The sequence below is a fragment of the Gordonia humi genome (assembly GCF_014197435.1).
Taxonomy (GTDB): Bacteria; Actinomycetota; Actinomycetes; order Mycobacteriales; family Mycobacteriaceae; genus Gordonia; species Gordonia humi.
In genome coordinates this window covers 2,652,788-2,670,104 of sequence record NZ_JACIFP010000001.1, presented here as the reverse complement: position 1 = coordinate 2,670,104, position 17,317 = coordinate 2,652,788, and the positions used below count along the sequence as shown (strand labels likewise).

Below are 17,317 nucleotides of genomic sequence, written 5' to 3'. Positions count from 1 at the left end.
ACGCCAGCGTGCATCTTCTTCTCCTGTCACTCGGCGACGGAGCGCTTGAGCGCTTCGTCGCCGACGTCGTCGGCACCTCGCCCGCGGAGACGACCGTCGGCCACGTGACCGGCGCGGGTCGCGAACTGCTGGTCGACCGGGGTTGCCGCGTGATCGACTTCGCCGCGGCTCCCGACGAGGTCGACGCCGTGTTCGTCGGCGGCGGCAACACCTTCGCGATCTGGGCGCATCTGCGCGCCACAGGACTCGACCGGGTCATCGACGCGCGTGTACGCGGCGGTCTCCCCTACATCGGGCTCAGCGCCGGATCGGTGATCGCCGGACCGGACATCGAGCCCGCCGGGCTGCTCGACGATCCCGCCGAGGCGCCCGATCTGCGGGACACGACGGGCTTCGGATGGATCGACACCGTCATGATCCCGCATGCGGGCGGAATCCTGCCGGCGTATCCGCCGTCGCTGATCGCCGAGACGTTCGCCACATACGGTCCGCGTTTTCCGCTGCGACCGATCGACGACGACGAGGCTCTGCTGGTCGACGGCGACGAGCAGCGCATCGTCGCGAGTCCGTGACTGCTCAGATGTCGTCGAACGATCCGCCGCGGCCCCTCCCGGACGCGAAACGCGCGGCTCCCCCGACGCCGTCGGCCGTCAGTGACGTCAGGCCGATGGCGAATTCGTCGGCGAGCGCGCTCTCCTCGCCTTCGCCCCACTGATCGCGCGCCGATCGTCGATCGCCGCGCATGCAGGTATTCGGCATCCGTGCGATGTCGTGGGCCAGGGCCACCGCGACCTCGCGCGCGGCACCCGTCGGCGCCACCCGATTGACCAGTCCGAACGAGAGCGCCTCGTCGGCGCCGATCGGACGGCCGGTCAGGATCAGATCCATGGCGCGGCTGTGACCGATGAGCCGCGGGAGTCGAACCGTCCCGCCGTCGATGAGCGGTACTCCCCATCGTCGGCAGAACACGCCGAGCGTCGCGCCCTCATCGGCGACCCGCAGATCGCACCAGAGAGCCAGCTCCAACCCACCGGCGACGGCGTGCCCGTGGATCGCCGCGATCACCGGCTTGTCCAGATCGAGACGCGTCGGGCCCATCGGACCGTCGCCGTCGGTCGTGAGTCGGTTGCTCCGCTCGGTGCCGACGGCCTTGAGATCCGCGCCCGCGCAGAACGACGGCCCGTCTCCCGCGAGCACGGCGACCTTCGCATCGGACGCCTCGAACGCGCGGAACGCCGCGGCGAGTTCGGCGGCCATCGGTCCGTCGACGGCGTTGTGCCGGTCGCCCCGACCCATGACGACGATCCAGACCTCGCCGTCGCGTTCGATCCGCACGTCGGTCACGGGTGCAGCGTCCAGTCGCGACCGAAGACCGCCATTCGCAGCACATCGCGGTAGGCGCCGTCGGCGTAGAACTCCTCCCGCAGCGTCGCCTCGGTGACGAAGCCCGCCTTCTCGTACACGTGGATCGCGCCGGGGTTGTCGACGTCGACCAGCAGATACACCTTGTGCAGGTTCAACGTGCCGAACGCGTAATCGAGGACCAGGCGGGTCGCCGTATGCGCATATCCGCGCCCCTGATTGCCGGGTGCGACGATGATCTGGAACTCGCAGGTGCGGTGCAGCAGGTCGATCTCGACGAGTTCGACGATGCCCACGTCGGCGCCGTCATCGGATACGACGAAACGCCGCGACGTGGTGTCGTCGCGGCGCTTGTCGAACTGCGCCTGCACGTCCGCTCGCGTGAGGTACGGCTCGTAGAACCAGAACCTCATCGCCTCGGGATCGTTGAAGAGCCCGTGCAGGAACTCGGTGTCCGTGGCCTCCTGGGCCCGGAGTGTGACGGTCATACGCCTCAGCGTAGTACCGGAGTCACGGGACGAGCGGGTTCACCGAGCGGGTGCCGGCAGGCGAACCGTCCGGATTCATCTCGGTCTTTCGCGTGGTCCGTGTGAACTGAGGCACGACGCGGTCGCACGAGGCGAGACTCCAGCCCGCCGAGCGCGACGTGTCGTTCGAACTCAGCTCCACGAATCCGGTGAGGCAGGGCCGCCGAATCGACGACTCCCGGACCGACTGCCCCATGTACCCGAGAGTTCGAACCGTGAACCACGTCTGACCGTCGATCACCGCCGGGACACCGGGCGCCGACGCGAGATCGGTGGCTGCATTGTCAGTCCTCCCCGACTGTGCGGTGCGGATCACCGCTCCAGAAGGGAACCTACCCGACGCGTCCGACACTTCCGACGCCCCCCCCAGGAAACAGGTGGCCGTCGGAGTCGATGTCAGCGCCAGCCGAGAGCGGGCGCGACATGCGTGAGGATTCCCTCGATGACGTGCGCGTTGTAATCGACGCCGAGCTGGTTCGGAATCGTCAGCAACAGCGTGTCGGCGGCGGCGATCGCCGAGTCTTCGCGCAGCTGCTCGATCAGCCCATCGGGCTCGGCCGCATACGACCGGCCGAACCGCGCCGTGCCGCCTTCAAGGTTGCCGACCTGATCCCGATCGTCGCCGCGTCCGCCGAAGTAGGCGCGGTCCATATCGTCGAGCAGCGGGAAGATGCTGCGGCTCACCGAGACTCGCGGCTCCCAGTCGAAGTCCTGCTGAGTCCACTCGTCACGGAACCGCTGAATCTGCTCGGCCTGCAACTCGTGGAACGGCACACCGGTGTCCTCGGTGAGGAGCGTCGAACTCATCAGATTCATGCCCTGACGCGCGGTCCACTCGGCCGTCGCGCGCGAGCCCGCTCCCCACCAGATCCGCTCGCGCAGACCGGCCGAATGCGGTTCCACGCGCAGCAGACCCGGCGGGTTGGGGAACATCGGACGCGGGTTCGGCTGCGCGAATCCCTCGCCCTCGAGCACCTTCAGGAACACGTCGGTGTGTCGACGCGCCATATCGGCGTCCGTCTCGCCGTCGGCGGGTGCGTAACCGAAGTACTTGTAGCCGTCGATGACCTGCTCGGGTGATCCCCGCGAGATGCCGAGCTGCAGTCTGCCGTCGGCGATGAGGTCGGCGGCGCCGGCGTCCTCGCTCATGTACAGAGGGTTCTCATAACGCATGTCGATGACGCCCGTGCCGACCTCGATCCGGCTCGTCTTGGCGCCGATCGCCGCCAGCAGCGGGAACGGCGATCCGAGTTGCCGCGCGAAGTGGTGCACCCGGAAGTACGCGCCGTCGGCCCCGAGTTCCTCCGCCGCGACGGCGAGGTCGATCGACTGATGCAGCACGTCCGACGCCGAGCGCGCCTGCGAGCCCGGTGCATCCGACCAGTGCCCGAACGACAGAAATCCGATGTTCTTCATGATGGCATTAACCGTACCGTGGTCCGCTTATATTCCTGATATCTTCCACTCTCGTGGAACCCCTCACGATCCGCCCGGTCCGCGGTCCCGACGAGTATCCGGCACTCGTCGAGATCTGGCGCAGCGCCGTCCGCGCGACGCACCACTTCCTCGCCGAGGACGACTTCCGCGATATCGAGAACAGGCTGGCGTCCGACTACTTCCCCGCCGTGACCCTGATCGTCGCGGAACGCGAGGGCACCCCGGTCGGATTCGCGGGCGTGTCGGGCCGCGACCTCGCCATGCTCTTCGTGCACGACGATGCGCGCGGCACGGGAGTCGGGAAGGCACTGCTAGCCGAGACGATAGCGAACCATGACGTCTTCCGCGTCGACGTCAACGAGCAGAATCCGCACGCCCTCGAATTCTATCTCCGGCAGGGCTTCGAGCAGTACGCGCACAGCGAGGCCGACGACGACGGCAGGCCGTATCCGGTACTTCATCTCGCGTTCCGCGGAACGCGGTGAGGCGTCGAGGGGCGACGTTCGACAGTGGGCTTTCGACTCGGTCGTTCCTCCCTCGCTCAAGCAGCAGGAGACGGTCGGTCCTCCCTCGCACAGGTAACGGGGAGAGCTCATGCAGCGGGGAGAGCTCAAGCACGGGAAACGCTCGGCTACATGCCGGCGAGCCGTCCGATCACGGCGCGCCACCCGGCCTCGGCACGCTCACCGGCGCCGTCGAACACGTCGGCCAGGAGCTCGGCCTGCACTCCGGTCAGTCGCGCTTCGAGTTCGGCGCCGCGCGGCGTCGTCGCAAGACGGCGCACACGGCGATCGGTCTCGTCCGCCTCGATCGTCAGCATCCCGAGCGCTTCGAGGTCTCGAATCGGTCGATTGACGGCCTGTTTGGTGACCGCGAGCACCGCGGTCAGCTCACCGATCGAGATCCCCCGCTCACGCTGCACGAAGTACAGGACCCGGTGGTGCGCGCGGCCGAGGTCGTACTCGGCCAGGATCGCATCCGGCAGCGCGGTGAACGCGCGGTAGCCGAAGTACAGCGCTTCGACCGCTCGGCGCAGTTCGGCTTCGCGATTCACGTCAATCATGTTGACCTATCTTGCCGACGGGTTCACACTTAGGTCAATAGTGTTGACTTAAGTCGAGGTGTTCACCATGTTCTCGCAGCGTATCGAAGGGCTCCGCCCGTCGCCCATCCGATCGATCCTGGCGGTGATCGACCGTCCCGGCATGGTGTCGTTCGCCGGTGGGCTGCCCGCGACCGACGCGCTTCCGCGGTGGTCGGGCGATGTGGAACCGGAGGTCCTGCAATACGGCCCCACCGAGGGCGAGCCGCGGTTGCGCGCCGCCGTCGCCGAACATCTGCGCACGCTCGGCGTCGACGCACCCGCCGACCGCGTCCTGATCCTGTCGGGCAGCCAGCAAGGCATCGATCTCGCCGCCAAACTCGTCGTCGACCCGGGGACCCCGGTCGCCGTCGAGTCGCCCACGTATCTCGCCGCGCTCCAGGTGTTCCGGTTCTACGGCGCACGGTTCGTCGATCTGCCGGCATCGGCACCGCTGACCTACCTGGTTCCGACGTTCGGCAATCCGACGGGCGCCTGCATGTCCGACACCGACCGCGACGAGATCGCGGCTCGTGTTCGTGCCGACGACACCGTCCTGTTCGAGGACGACCCCTATCGCGACCTGGTCTACGAGCCCGGCGATCGGACGCCGATCGTGGCGCGCATGCACGGTGGATCGTGGATCTATCAGGGCTCGTTCTCCAAGACCTTCGCACCGGGTCTGCGCCTCGGGTTCCTCGCCGCGTCGGAGGACCTGTTCGCCCGCCTCGTCATGATCAAACAGGCCACCGACCTGCACACCTCGCGGCTCTCCCAGCACATCGTGCTGGATGCGATCTCGGGCCCGGACTGGCCCGATCGGCTGGACCGCCTCGCCGACTTCTATCGGGATCGACGCGACACGTTCGACGCCGCGCTGCACCGTCATCTCGGAGACCTCGCCACGTGGGAGACGCCCAAGGGCGGACTGTTCTTCTGGCTGACACTCGACCGCCGCGTCGACACCCGCCCGCTCCTGGACCAGGCCATCGCTCGCAACGTCGCGTTCATGCCGGGCGAGGAGTTCTTCCCCGACGGGACCGGCGTCGGCACCATGCGACTGAACTTCAGCCATGCGACCGGCGACGACGTCGACCGCGGTCTGTCGACGCTGGCGGAGCTGATCCGAGAGCAACGGTAGACGCGTCGCGCGAGTAGAGTCGCCTCGTCCGACCATGCTCGAGCAGCAGGAGTACCATAGTGCAGGCAACGGTGTCCCGCCTCGTCGACGGTCCGGTGGTCACCGCGCTCCGCAGCCCTCGCCTGCTGACCCGCGAGACCCTCGCCGGCGTCGTGACCGCCCTCGCGTTGATCCCCGAAGCGATCTCCTTCTCGATCGCGGCGGGCGTCGACCCGCGGATGGGCCTGTTCGCATCGTTCACCATGGCCGTCTCGATCTCGATCGTCGGTGGTCGTCCGGCGATGATCTCGGGTGCGGCCGGTTCGACGGCGCTGGTCGTCGCGCCGGTGGTCCGCGAACACGGGGTCGACTACCTCATCGCCACCGTGCTCCTGGCCGGAGTCCTGCAGATCGTCTTCAGCGTCGGCGGGGTCGCCAAACTCATGCGGTTCATTCCGCGCAGTGTGATGGTCGGCTTCGTGAACGCCCTGGCGATCCTGATCTTCTCGGCGCAGATCCAGCACATGGTGGACGTGCCGTGGATGGTCTATCCGATGATCGCCGTGGGTCTGGCGATCATCGTCGGACTCCCGAGACTGACCACCGCGGTGCCGTCTCCCCTCATCGCGATCGTCGTGCTGACCGCTGCGGCCATAGCGCTGCACATCGACGTCCCGAATGTCGGTGACGAGGGCGAACTCCCGAGTTCGCTCCCCCACTGGTTGCTCCCGGACGTGCCGTTCGACCTCGAGACCCTGCGGATCATCGCCCCGTATGCCGTCGGCATGGCGCTGGTCGGGCTCCTCGAGTCACTGATGACCGCCAAGCTCGTCGACGACATCACCGACACCCACTCGAACAAGACGCGTGAGGGCTGGGGTCAGGGCGTCGCGAACATCGTCACCGGCTTCTTCGGCGGCATCGGCGGCTGCGCGATGATCGGCCAGACCATGGTCAATGTGAAGACCGCGGGTGCGCGCACCCGCATATCGACCTTCCTGACCGGTGTGTTCCTGCTCGTTCTCGTGGTCGGGCTCGGCGGGATCGTCGCCCGCATCCCGATGGCCGCGCTCGTCGCCGTGATGATCATGGTCTCGGCGACGACGTTCGACTGGCACAGCATCCGACCGTCCACCCTGCGCCGCATGCCCCGCAGCGAGACCGCGGTGATGGTGATCGCCGTCGTCGCGACCGTCGTGACCAGCAACCTCGCCGTCGGCGTCATCGCGGGCGTCATCGTCGCGACCCTGTTGTTCGCGCGACGCGTCGCGCACTTCACGCAGGTCACGCACACCGACCGGGTCGAGAACGACGCACCGGTCCGCACCTATCACGTGCGCGGCGAACTGTTCTTCGCCTCCAGTAACGACCTCGTGTACCAGTTCGACTACATCGGCGACCCGGACCGCGTCGTCATCGACCTGTCCGACACCCACATCTGGGACGCCTCCACCGTCGCCGCCCTCGACGGCATCGAGACCAAGTACCGCGACAAGGGGAAGACTGTGGAGATCATCGGATTGAACGACGCCTCCGCCGCACGGCGGGACAGGCTGAGCGGACAGATGGGCGACTGACCCCGGGAACAGTTCCCGCGACGGTCCGCTACGCGCCCTGCCGTACCGCGTCGAACGGGAGGTGGCCGCTCACCCGGGCGGCGATCGCGGCGCCGGTGAACTCCTTGGCGCGACGAGCCGCGTCGACGACCGACGAGCCCTTGGCCAGTTCGGCGGTCAATGCGGCGGCCAGGGTGCAGCCGGCACCCGAGACGCGTTCGCCGCCGATCTTCGGCGCACGGAGCACTGTGACCTCGGAGCCGTCGAACAGGACGTCGACGGCGTCGTCGCCGGGCAGTTCCACCCCGCCCTTGGCGAGCACGTACCGCGGTCCCTGATCGGCGATACGGCGTGCGGCCTCGGCGAGATCGTCGACCGTTTCGATCGCGTCCATCCCCGAGAGGATCTGCGCCTCGAACAGGTTCGGCGTCACCACGGTGGCCCGCGGCAGCACCTGGGCGCGCAGGGCCTGATCGGTGTCGAGTGCGGCGCCCGGCTCCTGACCCTTGCAGATCAGCACCGGGTCGAGGACGATGTGCCGCCACGACTGACCGGCCAGGGCGTGCGCGACGACGTCGATCGTCGCGGGCGTGCCCAGCATGCCGATCTTGACGACGTCCAGGTCGTACGCGCTGGTCGCCGCCTCGATCTGGTCCGCGATCACATCGGGGTCGACGGGCACGAACCGATGACCCCAGCTGTTCTTCGGGTCGAACGAGACGATGCAGGTGATCGTCCCCAGCCCGAAGGTGTCGAGTTCCTGGAAGGTCTTGAGGTCCGTCTGGATTCCTGCGCCGCCCGTCGCTTCCGACCCGGCGATCACGTATGCGAAGTCAACCACGGTGCTCAATGGTAGTCGTCGTCAGATCACCCGGAGCATCCGCGCATGCTCGCCACCGGCCAGGTCGAGGACCTCGTCGAACCCCTCCACGAGGCAGTCGGCGAAGAGTTCGATGTCGGTCACCGCGGCGGCGTCGATGTTCAGGCCGAGGCAGGCGACACCGTTGTGGGTGATCATCGTCGCCATCACGGCGCAGCCCGGCAGCGGACCGAACGGATACATCCGCTCCACTTTGGCGCCCGCGACGAACGTCTCCCAGGGAATGCCGGGCACATTGGACGCCTGCAGGTCGTTCTGCGAGGTCGTACCGCTGAACTGGGTGAGGACCGGTCCCGGCAGCCAGGCCACGACGGGTCCGATGGTGTTGAACACGTCGACGGCGGGCTCGCCGCGCGCGGCGCGCACCTGTTCCCGGATGGTCAGCACCCTCTCGAACGGATCGGCGATTCCGACCGGTCCGGCCAGGCGTCCGACGGCTATCCGATTGCCGCCCGCGGCGTCGTCGTCGCTGCGGACGGAGATCGGAATGGCGACCGGGATCGCCTCCACCGCCACGCCCTTGCGTTCGTGGTATCGCCGGAAGCCGCCGATGAGTCCGCCGAGGTAGACGTCGTTGACCGATGCTCCCACCGCTTTGCCCGCCGCGCGGAGAGCGGCGAACTCCACCTCGAACGCACTGAATCGCCACGACACGCTGCGACCGGCGAGCAGGGGCGAACCGTCGACGCTGATCAGCCCCGCCACCCGTGGCACCGAACGCCCGTACCGGAGCACGCGGCGCACCGCCTCCTTCGGGTCGGTCAGCGCCCGCACGCCGTCGACGGCCAGACCCGCGAGCTTGGGCACCCGAGCGATCTCCTCCCCGATCTGCCGGATCAGCACGTCTACCGCCGACATGTCCTTCGACGGCGGCGCCGGCGGCTGCGGTTTACCCGGAATGGGGTCGCGACTCGTCGAATGTAGTTGTGCCAGAACGAGAATCGCACCGAGGCCGTCGGTCAGCGCGTGGTGCGCCTTGAGGAAGTACGCCGTCTTCCCGTCGGCGAGACCGTCGATCAGGTAGCCCTCCCACGGCGGCCTCGCCGGATCGAGCGGAGTCATCGCCAGTTGCTCGCACAGTGTGAACAACTCGCGCATCGATCCGTCGCCCGCCGACCGCACCCGTCGCAGGTGGTAGTGCAGGTCGAAGTCGGGGTCCACCTGCCAGCTCGGTGTGCCGGTCCGCAACGGCGACTCGACGACCCGCTGGCGGAACCGCGGCGCCATGCGCGAGCCCCAGTCGTGTGCGGCGACGAGCCGGTCCCAGTCGGGTTCGCAGTCGTAGATCTCCACCATCGAGATGGTCGAGCGCAGCCGACGATCGGAGTCGCCGCGCCACATCACCGTGTCCACCGCGCTCATCTCGGGCTCGACGCCCCAATCGAGCGGCTTGTCGTCAGTCACTCTCGGTCTCCTGCCATTCGAACACTCCCATGGTCCGGGTCATCCGGCCGTCGGCGAACGCCGTGACCGGCCAGTCGACCAGCGCGTCGAGGAACTGCTGCCGCACCTGCTCGGCGTACTCGCCCGCCTTCTCCGGCACCCACGACGACGTGTCGATCGGCGGGAGGACCCGCACCTCGACGGTCCCCGGTTTGATGAGTTGCGCACCCCGCCACATCAGTTCGCCCGCGTTCCGCAGCACGACGGGCACCACTGGGACGCCCGCACGCATCGCGATGTGGAAGGGCCCCTTCTTGAACGGGCCGATCCGAGGTGTGGCCGACCGCGTGCCCTCCGGCGCCACCACCAAGGAGAACTGCTCGTCCTCGATCTTGCGGACGACGGGTTCGAGTTGCTCGATGGCCCGGCCCGCATCGGCGCGGTCGATGAACGCGACCCCGCCCACCTGCAGGATCCGGCCGAACAGCGGGAGATCACGGATCTCCTTCTTCGCGACTCCGGTCGCGTGATCACGAACCAGGTGGATCATCACCGGCAGATCGAGCTTGGACTGGTGGTTGAAGACGAACACGCACGGCCGCGCCGACGTCAGGTGCTCACGACCGTCCAAGACGTCGACCCGCACTCCCGCCAACGCGAACCCGGTGTCGATGCTCGACGAGATCGACTCCTGCATGGCCTGGGTTCCATCGCCCGGTGCGAGCAGGCCCCTCGCAAAGCCGACGGCAGCCCCGCCGAGGAACGATCCGTAGAACGCGCCGGTGCGCGCCGCCATCCCGAGGACGCCGTAGTTGGGATTGCGCAGGTCCAGGATCGGCCAGCCTCGATCGTGGGCGACAGCGCGCAACCCGCTCTGCGGCGACACCGCCGCCGGATGCCCCACCGCCTCCAGGTACGGGACGTCCTCGTTGCCGTCGGAGTAGGCGAACGACGACGCCAGGTCGAGATCGTGCTCGGCGGCGAGCCGTCGCACCGCGGCCGCTTTGCCCGGCCCCCACAGCGGCCGACCGAGGATCCGTCCCGTCGCGATCCCGTCGACCACTTCGACGTCGGTCGCCAGCGCATGGTCGGCGTCGATCTGTTCGGCTATCGGCTCGATCTGGAATCGAGTGGCCGACGACGCGATGACGATCCGATGCCCTTTGGCGCGGTGCGCGCGAATGATCTGCCACATCTGCGGCCGGAGCTTGGCCGCGGTGTCCTTCTTGAACAGTTCCTCGCCGGTGGCGAGGAGGTCGGCGTACGAGCGCCCCGCGAACGCGGGCCGCGTCGCCTCGAGCACTTCGGCGTAGTCCTGTTCGGACGTGCACCCGCGCAGCGCGATCATCAGACCGTCGAGCAGCTCGCCGCCGGTGAACTCGAAGCTGCGCAGGCGTGCCCGCAGGATCGCCGTCGCCGAGAAGCCCTCGATCAGCGTGCCGTCGTAGTCGAAGAACGCGCACACCTGCTTTCCGGACGGCGCCCGCTTGATCTCCCGCAGACGGTCGGCGAGTGCGCTCATCGTGAGTTCTCCTGGTGTCCGGCGACCTGTTCGGCTTCGATCGCGGCGAGTCGGGACAGTCGGGCGCGCATCTCGACGACGTCGTCGAGCCAGGCGTGACGCTCCGCCACGACGGTCTCGGAGTCCGCGTCCTCGTTCACCGCGCCCTTGTTCTCGGCCAACCGGTACGCGGCGTCGTACAGCTCCCGAGAGACCGAATCCTTCTGCACCCGCCCCTGCATGGCGAGCTGGCGCCCGAGTCCGAGGCAGTCGGCGAGCGCGGCGTCCTTCTCGACGTCGCGTCCTCCGGCGTCGACGAGATGCGTCGCGACGACGAGCTGCGCGTCGAAGAACGTCTGCAGCGATCGACGCGCCAACAGCATGCCCGCGCTCGCGAGCAGCGTGTCGTGCACCCACTCCTGGGTGTGCTCGACGGTGCGCCACTCATCGGAGACGAGGTCGAGCTCCTGTCCCAGCCGATGGAGGAACTCCTCTTTGGGCGGGAAGAAGAACTCGAATTTGAGCAGGTCGCGGATGCGCAGCGCCTCCACTTGGGCCGGTGCGAGCAGACCGTCGGCCTCGCGGACCTGTCCGTCGGAGATGGCCAGCATGCCCAGTTCCACGATCGACCGATCGACGAAATGGTGCAGTGCACCGTTGCGGTAGTACGCGGCCACCGCGTGATTGTCGGGCGCGATGGACCACACCTGTTCGGGGCCGCCGTCGAAGGTGTCGAGGACCCCGGCCTCGGTCAGCTCGCGGAGCGTGGTCAGCAGACCGAGTCCGCGGCACAGCGACGGATCGGGCCCCGGGAGCCGACGCTTCTCGATGTAGGTCAGCAGCGGTGCGAGGATCGCCTCGATCTCTCGCGCGGTGTAGGCGCGGTCGGAGGCGCCGAGCAGCGCGAACCCCGACAGCGACGTCGCCGAGATCGGAGTGGCCGCGTTGATCTCGTCCATCACCTTGAACGAGACCTTCTCCAGTCGCGCCCTGCCCTGGCCCGCCGCGGCGAGCGCCTGCCGCAGGGAGAACGGCTCGCCGAAGCGCACCCGTGCCTCACCGCGGTACTCGCGCTGTGCTCGTGCGTACTTGACCAGCCATTTCAGATCTTCGGGAGTCTTGGCGCCACCCGCCGACTCGCGGGCCATCGCCGCGATCTCGGGCAGTTGGTCGTAGACGATCGATGTGGGCACCACCATGACGTCGGCGTCGTCGAGCGATTCGACGGCGTCGGCGACATAGGCCAGGAGTCCGAGCATCGGCGGCCGCAGCTTGCCGGTGCGACTACGTCCGCCCTCGATGTACCACTCCAGGTTGAAACGCTTCTCGACGATGAACGAGAGGTACGAGCGCATCGCCAGCTTGTAGACGGGGTCGGAGCCGAACTTGCGGCGGATGAAGATGGTGCCCGCGCGGCGGGCGATCGGCCCCATCGGCCAGAAGGCCAGGTTCTCTCCGCCCAGGACGAGGTTCTGCGGAAAGTCGTGGTCGTGCAGCACGCTCGCCAGGATCAGCGAGTCGACGTACGAGCGGTGCGACGGCAGGAAAACCAGCGAGCTCGACTTGTTCAGCGCGCGCAGCCGACCGAGCGTGTCCAGGTCGACCGACACCGACCACGCACGCTCGTAGAGACCGCTGAACGTCGAGGTGAACACGTCCTGGACCAGGCGGCTCTGCGTCGCGACGAAGGTGCCCATCTTGTCGGTCGCCTCGCGGACCACCGAGGCCGGAGTCCTGCCGAGGTCCCCGGCGAGCGCGGCGGCCGCCGACTGGAAACGGGCCGACGAACTGATCTGCTCGGCCACCAGACGCGGCACCTTGTAGCGGGTGCCGACGAGTTCGAGTTCGGCGCGCTCGGCCGACAACGACGCCGCCATGGCGACGAACGACGAGAACGACTCGCCTTCGGCCTGCTGCGATCCGTAGCGGGCGCCGAGGTCGGCTACCGTCGCGGCGACGCCCTCGACGACCCGTACCCGATCGGGTCCCCGCCTGCGGATCGCGGGCTGTCGGAACGCCGGCGGGCGACGCGGATTCGACAGGACGATCGCGTCCGCGAGCGCCACTCGTCGTTCGCCCTTGCGGGCGGGCGGCAACCACACCACGCGGGCGGGGATCAGCACCGTGTCCGGATCGAGAGCAGCGATGTCGACCTCGTCGACCTTTCGGACCGCGACGCCCGGGTGCGCGCGGGCCGCCCAGTCGGTCACGATCTCGTGTTCGGTAACGGTCCGGACCTCGGCCAGAACGATCTCGTTCACCCGATCAACTCCTTTCGACCAGACGAACGCGATTCTCGCCTATCCCGGCCGCCCGCATGGGCGATTCGCGCTAAGCGGACGTCAGTCGGACACGAAAACGCCCTGCTCGATCACCGCGTCGTCGCTCAGCGGCCGGGTGATCGACCACCGTTGGGTGAACCGGCACACCGACATCCGCCAGGCTCCGTCGGAGAAGCGGTACTCATCGTCGTACTCGCCGACGGTCACGGTTTCGGTGCGCTCGACGGTGTCGACCTGCCGAAAGCGCAACGACCATCGTCCGACGGCGGCGTCGTGCGAGGTCAGTTCGATCTGCGGATGCGAGCCGTGGTGCATGTCCAGCACCCGGTAGCGCCCGTCGACTCGCCGACAGGCGACGGTGCGGAAGATCTCGACCATCGGCGCCGCGTCGTCGAAGCGCCCGAGGGGCCCGTAGTCGATCACCGCCCCCTCGGGGACGAACGACGCGGCGAACCCCTCCGGGTCCTTCGCGTCGCACGCCCGCCAGTAGCCGTGCTTGAGGTTCTTGATCGCCTCGATCGCCTCCAGCGCGGCGATCCGATCGTCGTTGGTCAGCATGGATCCCGTTCTACACGGCCGAATCGGGCCGGCCGAGCCAACCCCGAGATAACTCGCGCGAAGTCCACTAAGTTCACCCCATGCCCGATACCCGAGTGCCGCGTCTGCCCCGCCGCGTCGTCGCCGGGTATGCGGCGGGCAGCGTCGGCACCGGTGGGTTCGGTGTACTGCCTGGCCTCGTCCTCGCGTACTACCTGACCGACACCCTCGGCGTCGCCGCACTCGTCGCGTCGATCGTCGTGGTGGTCCCCAAGGCCGTCGACGTGATCGTCAATCCGGTGATCGGAGCGATCAGCGACCGGCAGGCGCGGGCGACGGGCACCCGCACTCGGCTGATGTGGATCGGTGCGGCGGCGATCGCCCCGACATTCGTGTTGACGTTCGCCGCCCCGACCTCGTTCGGTCCGGCGGCCGCGGCGGTCTGGGTGCTGGTGCTGTTCACCGCGGGCGCGCTCGCCTACGCCTGCTTCCAGGTGCCGTACATCGCGCTGCCCGCGGAGTTGACCGCCGGCTACGACGAGCGGACCCGGCTGATCTCGGTGCGCATCGCCGTCCTCGCGTTGACGATCCTGGTGGTCGGGGCGGGCGCACCGGCGATCCGCGACGCCTTCGACGACGCCGCGGTCGGGTATCTCGCGATGGCCGTGACCGCCGCACTGCTGATCGCCGCCGGAATGTCGGTGTCCACATCGCTGGCCGCCACGCGTGCCCGGCCGCTGCCGACCGTCGCCGATCCGCGCACCCACCATCGTGACGCGTTCACCGCGTTCCGCACGAGCACTCACTATCGCGTTCTGCTGATCGTGTACGTCCTGCAGGCGTTGGCCAGCGCGGTGATGCTCGCGGGCGCCCAGTATCTGGCGACCTACGTGCTCGACGACTCCGGCGCGCTGACGTATCTCTTCGCCGCGCTCGTGGGGCCGGCCCTGCTGGTGATGCCGGTGTGGATGCGGGTCGGCACCCGGTACGGCAAGCGGGCGGCGCTGCTCGCCGCGTCGGTGCTGTTCGGGCTCGCGGCCCTCGGGCTGACCGGCGCGATGGTCGGTTCCGGACCGTGGATCTTCGCGCTCGTCGCCCTCGCCGGCGTCGGCTACGCGGGTATGCAGACGTTCCCGCTCGCGATGCTGCCGGACGTGATCGACGAGGTCTCCGCCGCGCGCGGCCGCGATCAGGGTGGTGCGCTGTCCGGACTGTGGACCGCCGGTGAGACCTTCGGTCTCGCCCTCGGTCCGGGCGCCTACCTCCTGGTCCTGGCCGCGACCGGGTTCGTCTCGTCGACCGGCGACGAGACGCACGCCCAGACCGACGTCGCCGTGGCCGGGATCGCCGCGGGCTTCTCCCTGCTGCCCGCGGTCCTGATCGCGGTGAGCATCCTCGTGCTGCTCCGCTATGAAAGGAACTGAGACCCGTGTCCTCCCCCGACGACGTCCTCGCCGAACTCGCCCTGTTGCGGGCCGCCGACGCGCCGACTCACGGCGGCCGAGTGCTGTCGTACGTGTACGACAGCGGCATCGCCGAACTGGACCGGCTCGCCGGCGCCGCGGCAGCGATGGTGCAACCGGTCAACGGGCTCGACCCGACTGTGTTCGGTTCGGTCGCCGCACTGGAGCGTGATCTGATCTCGTTCGCGCGCACCGCATTCGGCGATCCCGCCGCGGTCGGTTCGATCACGTCCGGCGGTACCGAGAGTTGCATTCTCGCGGTGTCGGCCGCGCGAGAGCACGCCCGTCTCGCTCCGGGCCAGGGCAACGTCGTCGTCCCGTCGACGGCGCACGCGGCCTTCGACAAGGCGGGCCGGCTCCTCGGGGTGTCGGTCCGCCGCGTCCCGGTGGACCCGGACACCACACGTGCGGACGTCGACGCGATGGCGGCCGCGATCGACGACGACACCTTCCTGCTGGTCGCGTCGGCGCCCAACTACCCCACGGGGGCTCTCGATCCGATCGTCGCGCTCGGCGATCTGGCGCTGCGTCGCGGTATCGCGATGCACGTGGACGCGTGCCTCGGCGGCTTCGCCCTGGCGTGGTGGCCGAGTCCCGTCGACGACTGGGATCTGCGGGTTCCGGGCGTCACGAGTCTGTCCGCGGACTTCCACAAGTACGGGTACGCGCCGAAGGGCGCGTCGGTGCTGCTGCACACCGACCGCGACCGACATCGCGCCGCCTACTTCGCGTTGACCGCCTGGCCCGGGTATCCGGTGGTCAATCCGACGCTGCTCGGCTCCCGATCCGTCGCGGGCACGGCGACGGCGTGGGCCATCACCCGCTACCTCGGCGTCGACGGGTACACCGCGCTCACCGGCGACGTCGCCGCCGCGACCGCGCGCCTGAGGTCCCTCGTCGACCGCATCGAGGGTCTCCGCGTGGTGGGCGAGCCAGTCGGGCCGGTGTTCGCGGCGACCGCCGACACCGACGTCGAGGCACCCGTCGATCCGCACCGGTGGGCACAGGAGGTCGATCGCCTCGGATACACCCTGCAGATGCAACCGGAGTACACGCAATCGGACGGCACCGTGCTGCCCGCGAGCACGCATCTGACCGTCACTCCGGTCACCGCCCACGTCGTCGGCGACCTGTCGCTGGCGTTGTGGGACGGCGCCGACAACGCCGGCGGTCTACCGCCCTCGAGTCCTCCGCCGCCGCTCCGCGACCTCGCCGCGGCCTTCGCGTCCGGAGCGGTGTCGGTCGACGACGCCGTGGCCCTCGACTCGTCGTCGACCGAGGCCGTCCTCGTCGAGGCGGGCCTCGATCCGCACACCGATCCGGCAGGCGCATCGCACACGCTCGACATGGGTGCGGTGATCGCGGCGATCGACGCGCTGCCCCGGCCGGTGACCGCGAAGATGCTGGTGGAGTTCCTCGCGGCATACTCGAATCCATGACCGATGCAGACGCCGTGCCCACGACCGCCGACTTCGCCCGTCGCCTCGCCGCCGTCCGCGGCCGTATCGACGACGCCGCGCGCCGCGTCGACCGCGACCCGGCGACGGTGAGGCTGCTCCCGGTGAGCAAGACGGTGCCCGAGGCGGTCCTGGAGCGGGCGGTTGCCGCCGGATGCCGCGAACTCGGCGAGAACAAGGTCCAGGAAGCCAAGCGCAAGCATGCGAACATGTCGCACCTGGACGTCGACTGGTCGGTGATCGGACACCTGCAGACCAATAAGGCCAAGGACGTAGCGGCCTTCGCGGCCGAGTTCCAGGCGCTCGACAGTCTGCGCGTCGCGGAGGCGCTCGACCGCCGACTCCAGGCACTCGGCCGCAGCCTGGACGTGTACGTGCAGGTCAACACGTCTGGTGAGGAGAGCAAGTACGGTCTCGCGCCGGCCGATCTCCCGGAGGTTCTCCGCGCGCTGCCCGCGTACTCGGCGCTGCGTGTTCGTGGCCTGATGACGCTCGCGGTCTTCTCCGAGGACACCGACCGGGTTCGCCGATGCTTCCGTGTGCTGCGGGATCTTCGCGATCACGCCCTCGACGACGATCCGGACCTCATCGGCGACGGGCATCTGTCGATGGGGATGTCCGGCGACTTCGAGGCGGCGGTCGAACAGGGCGCGACATGCGTCAGGGTCGGACAGGCGATCTTCGGCGCCCGTCCGACCCCGGACTCGTATTACTGGCCGAACTGATCGCGG

General features: G+C 68.7%; 17 protein-coding genes. 7 read left to right on the top strand and 10 right to left on the bottom strand.

Going from position 1 to position 17,317, the window contains the following annotated elements:
* Positions 1-8: 8 nt before the first annotated feature.
* The gene (locus BKA16_RS12155) at positions 9-572 is read left to right on the top strand and encodes a Type 1 glutamine amidotransferase-like domain-containing protein (RefSeq protein WP_183370895.1); all 564 of its coding nucleotides are present in this window, start codon (positions 9-11) and stop codon (positions 570-572) included.
* 4 nt (positions 573-576) lie between these two features.
* Here the strand turns inward: BKA16_RS12155 and BKA16_RS12150 are convergent, their stop codons facing one another.
* The 4 genes from BKA16_RS12150 to BKA16_RS12135 all read right to left on the bottom strand — a co-directional run bounded on the left by BKA16_RS12150 (position 577) and on the right by BKA16_RS12135 (position 3,305).
* Entirely contained in the window at positions 577-1,344 is a 768-nt protein-coding gene (locus tag BKA16_RS12150) for a crotonase/enoyl-CoA hydratase family protein (protein WP_183370894.1), read from the bottom strand.
* Entirely contained in the window at positions 1,341-1,850 is a 510-nt protein-coding gene (locus BKA16_RS12145; protein WP_183370893.1) for a GNAT family N-acetyltransferase, read from the bottom strand. The genes BKA16_RS12150 and BKA16_RS12145 overlap by 4 nt, the downstream gene beginning before the upstream one ends.
* Positions 1,851-1,872: 22 nt before the next feature.
* Complete coding sequence (locus BKA16_RS12140; RefSeq protein ID WP_183370892.1) at positions 1,873-2,205, bottom strand: hypothetical protein; 333 nt, start codon at positions 2,203-2,205, stop codon at positions 1,873-1,875.
* Between the two features lie 80 nt (positions 2,206-2,285).
* Positions 2,286-3,305, bottom strand: a complete 1,020-nt coding sequence (locus BKA16_RS12135; RefSeq protein WP_183370891.1) for an LLM class flavin-dependent oxidoreductase — start codon at positions 3,303-3,305, stop codon at positions 2,286-2,288.
* Positions 3,306-3,358: 53 nt separating this feature from the next.
* Here BKA16_RS12135 and BKA16_RS12130 point away from each other — a divergent pair, with 53 nt between their 5' ends.
* On the top strand, positions 3,359-3,811 hold the full coding sequence (locus tag BKA16_RS12130; protein ID WP_343067398.1) for a GNAT family N-acetyltransferase: 453 nt from the start codon (positions 3,359-3,361) through the stop codon (positions 3,809-3,811).
* Between the two features lie 146 nt (positions 3,812-3,957).
* Here the strand turns inward: BKA16_RS12130 and BKA16_RS12125 are convergent, their stop codons facing one another.
* Entirely contained in the window at positions 3,958-4,389 is a 432-nt protein-coding gene (locus BKA16_RS12125; RefSeq protein ID WP_183370890.1) for a MarR family winged helix-turn-helix transcriptional regulator, read from the bottom strand.
* Between the two features lie 67 nt (positions 4,390-4,456).
* On the opposite strand from BKA16_RS12125, the gene BKA16_RS12120 reads away from it, so the two are divergent.
* On the top strand, positions 4,457-5,548 hold the full coding sequence (locus BKA16_RS12120) for an aminotransferase-like domain-containing protein (protein ID WP_183370889.1): 1,092 nt from the start codon (positions 4,457-4,459) through the stop codon (positions 5,546-5,548).
* A gap of 59 nt (positions 5,549-5,607) precedes the next feature.
* Positions 5,608-7,104: a SulP family inorganic anion transporter gene (locus tag BKA16_RS12115; protein WP_343067397.1), complete on the top strand. Its 1,497-nt coding sequence runs from the start codon at positions 5,608-5,610 to the stop codon at positions 7,102-7,104.
* 28 nt (positions 7,105-7,132) lie between these two features.
* On the opposite strand, the gene thiD is transcribed toward BKA16_RS12115, so the two are convergent.
* From thiD to BKA16_RS12090, 5 genes are all read right to left on the bottom strand, one after another.
* The gene (gene thiD / locus BKA16_RS12110) at positions 7,133-7,924 is read right to left on the bottom strand and encodes a bifunctional hydroxymethylpyrimidine kinase/phosphomethylpyrimidine kinase (protein ID WP_183370888.1); all 792 of its coding nucleotides are present in this window, start codon (positions 7,922-7,924) and stop codon (positions 7,133-7,135) included.
* Positions 7,925-7,945: 21 nt separating this feature from the next.
* Positions 7,946-9,367, bottom strand: a complete 1,422-nt coding sequence (locus BKA16_RS12105; RefSeq protein ID WP_183370887.1) for a wax ester/triacylglycerol synthase domain-containing protein — start codon at positions 9,365-9,367, stop codon at positions 7,946-7,948.
* The gene (locus BKA16_RS12100; protein ID WP_183370886.1) at positions 9,360-10,868 is read right to left on the bottom strand and encodes an HAD-IB family hydrolase; all 1,509 of its coding nucleotides are present in this window, start codon (positions 10,866-10,868) and stop codon (positions 9,360-9,362) included. The genes BKA16_RS12105 and BKA16_RS12100 overlap by 8 nt, the downstream gene beginning before the upstream one ends.
* Complete coding sequence (locus BKA16_RS12095) at positions 10,865-13,108, bottom strand: glycerol-3-phosphate 1-O-acyltransferase (RefSeq protein WP_183370885.1); 2,244 nt, start codon at positions 13,106-13,108, stop codon at positions 10,865-10,867. The genes BKA16_RS12100 and BKA16_RS12095 overlap by 4 nt, the downstream gene beginning before the upstream one ends.
* 81 nt (positions 13,109-13,189) lie before the next feature.
* Positions 13,190-13,687, bottom strand: coding sequence for a nuclear transport factor 2 family protein (locus BKA16_RS12090; protein WP_183370884.1), 498 nt, complete (start codon positions 13,685-13,687; stop codon positions 13,190-13,192).
* An 80-nt stretch (positions 13,688-13,767) separates the two neighbouring features.
* Between BKA16_RS12090 and BKA16_RS12085 the strand changes: the two genes are divergently transcribed.
* From BKA16_RS12085 to BKA16_RS12075, 3 genes are read left to right on the top strand one after another with little or no spacing between them, the layout of a single operon-like run.
* Positions 13,768-15,090, top strand: a complete 1,323-nt coding sequence (locus BKA16_RS12085) for an MFS transporter (RefSeq protein WP_183370883.1) — start codon at positions 13,768-13,770, stop codon at positions 15,088-15,090.
* Between the two features lie 5 nt (positions 15,091-15,095).
* Complete coding sequence (locus tag BKA16_RS12080) at positions 15,096-16,568, top strand: pyridoxal phosphate-dependent decarboxylase family protein (RefSeq protein WP_343067396.1); 1,473 nt, start codon at positions 15,096-15,098, stop codon at positions 16,566-16,568.
* Positions 16,565-17,311, top strand: a complete 747-nt coding sequence (locus tag BKA16_RS12075; RefSeq protein WP_183370882.1) for a YggS family pyridoxal phosphate-dependent enzyme — start codon at positions 16,565-16,567, stop codon at positions 17,309-17,311. Before BKA16_RS12080 ends, BKA16_RS12075 begins: the two co-directional genes overlap by 4 nt.
* The last annotated feature ends 6 nt before the right edge of the window (positions 17,312-17,317 follow it).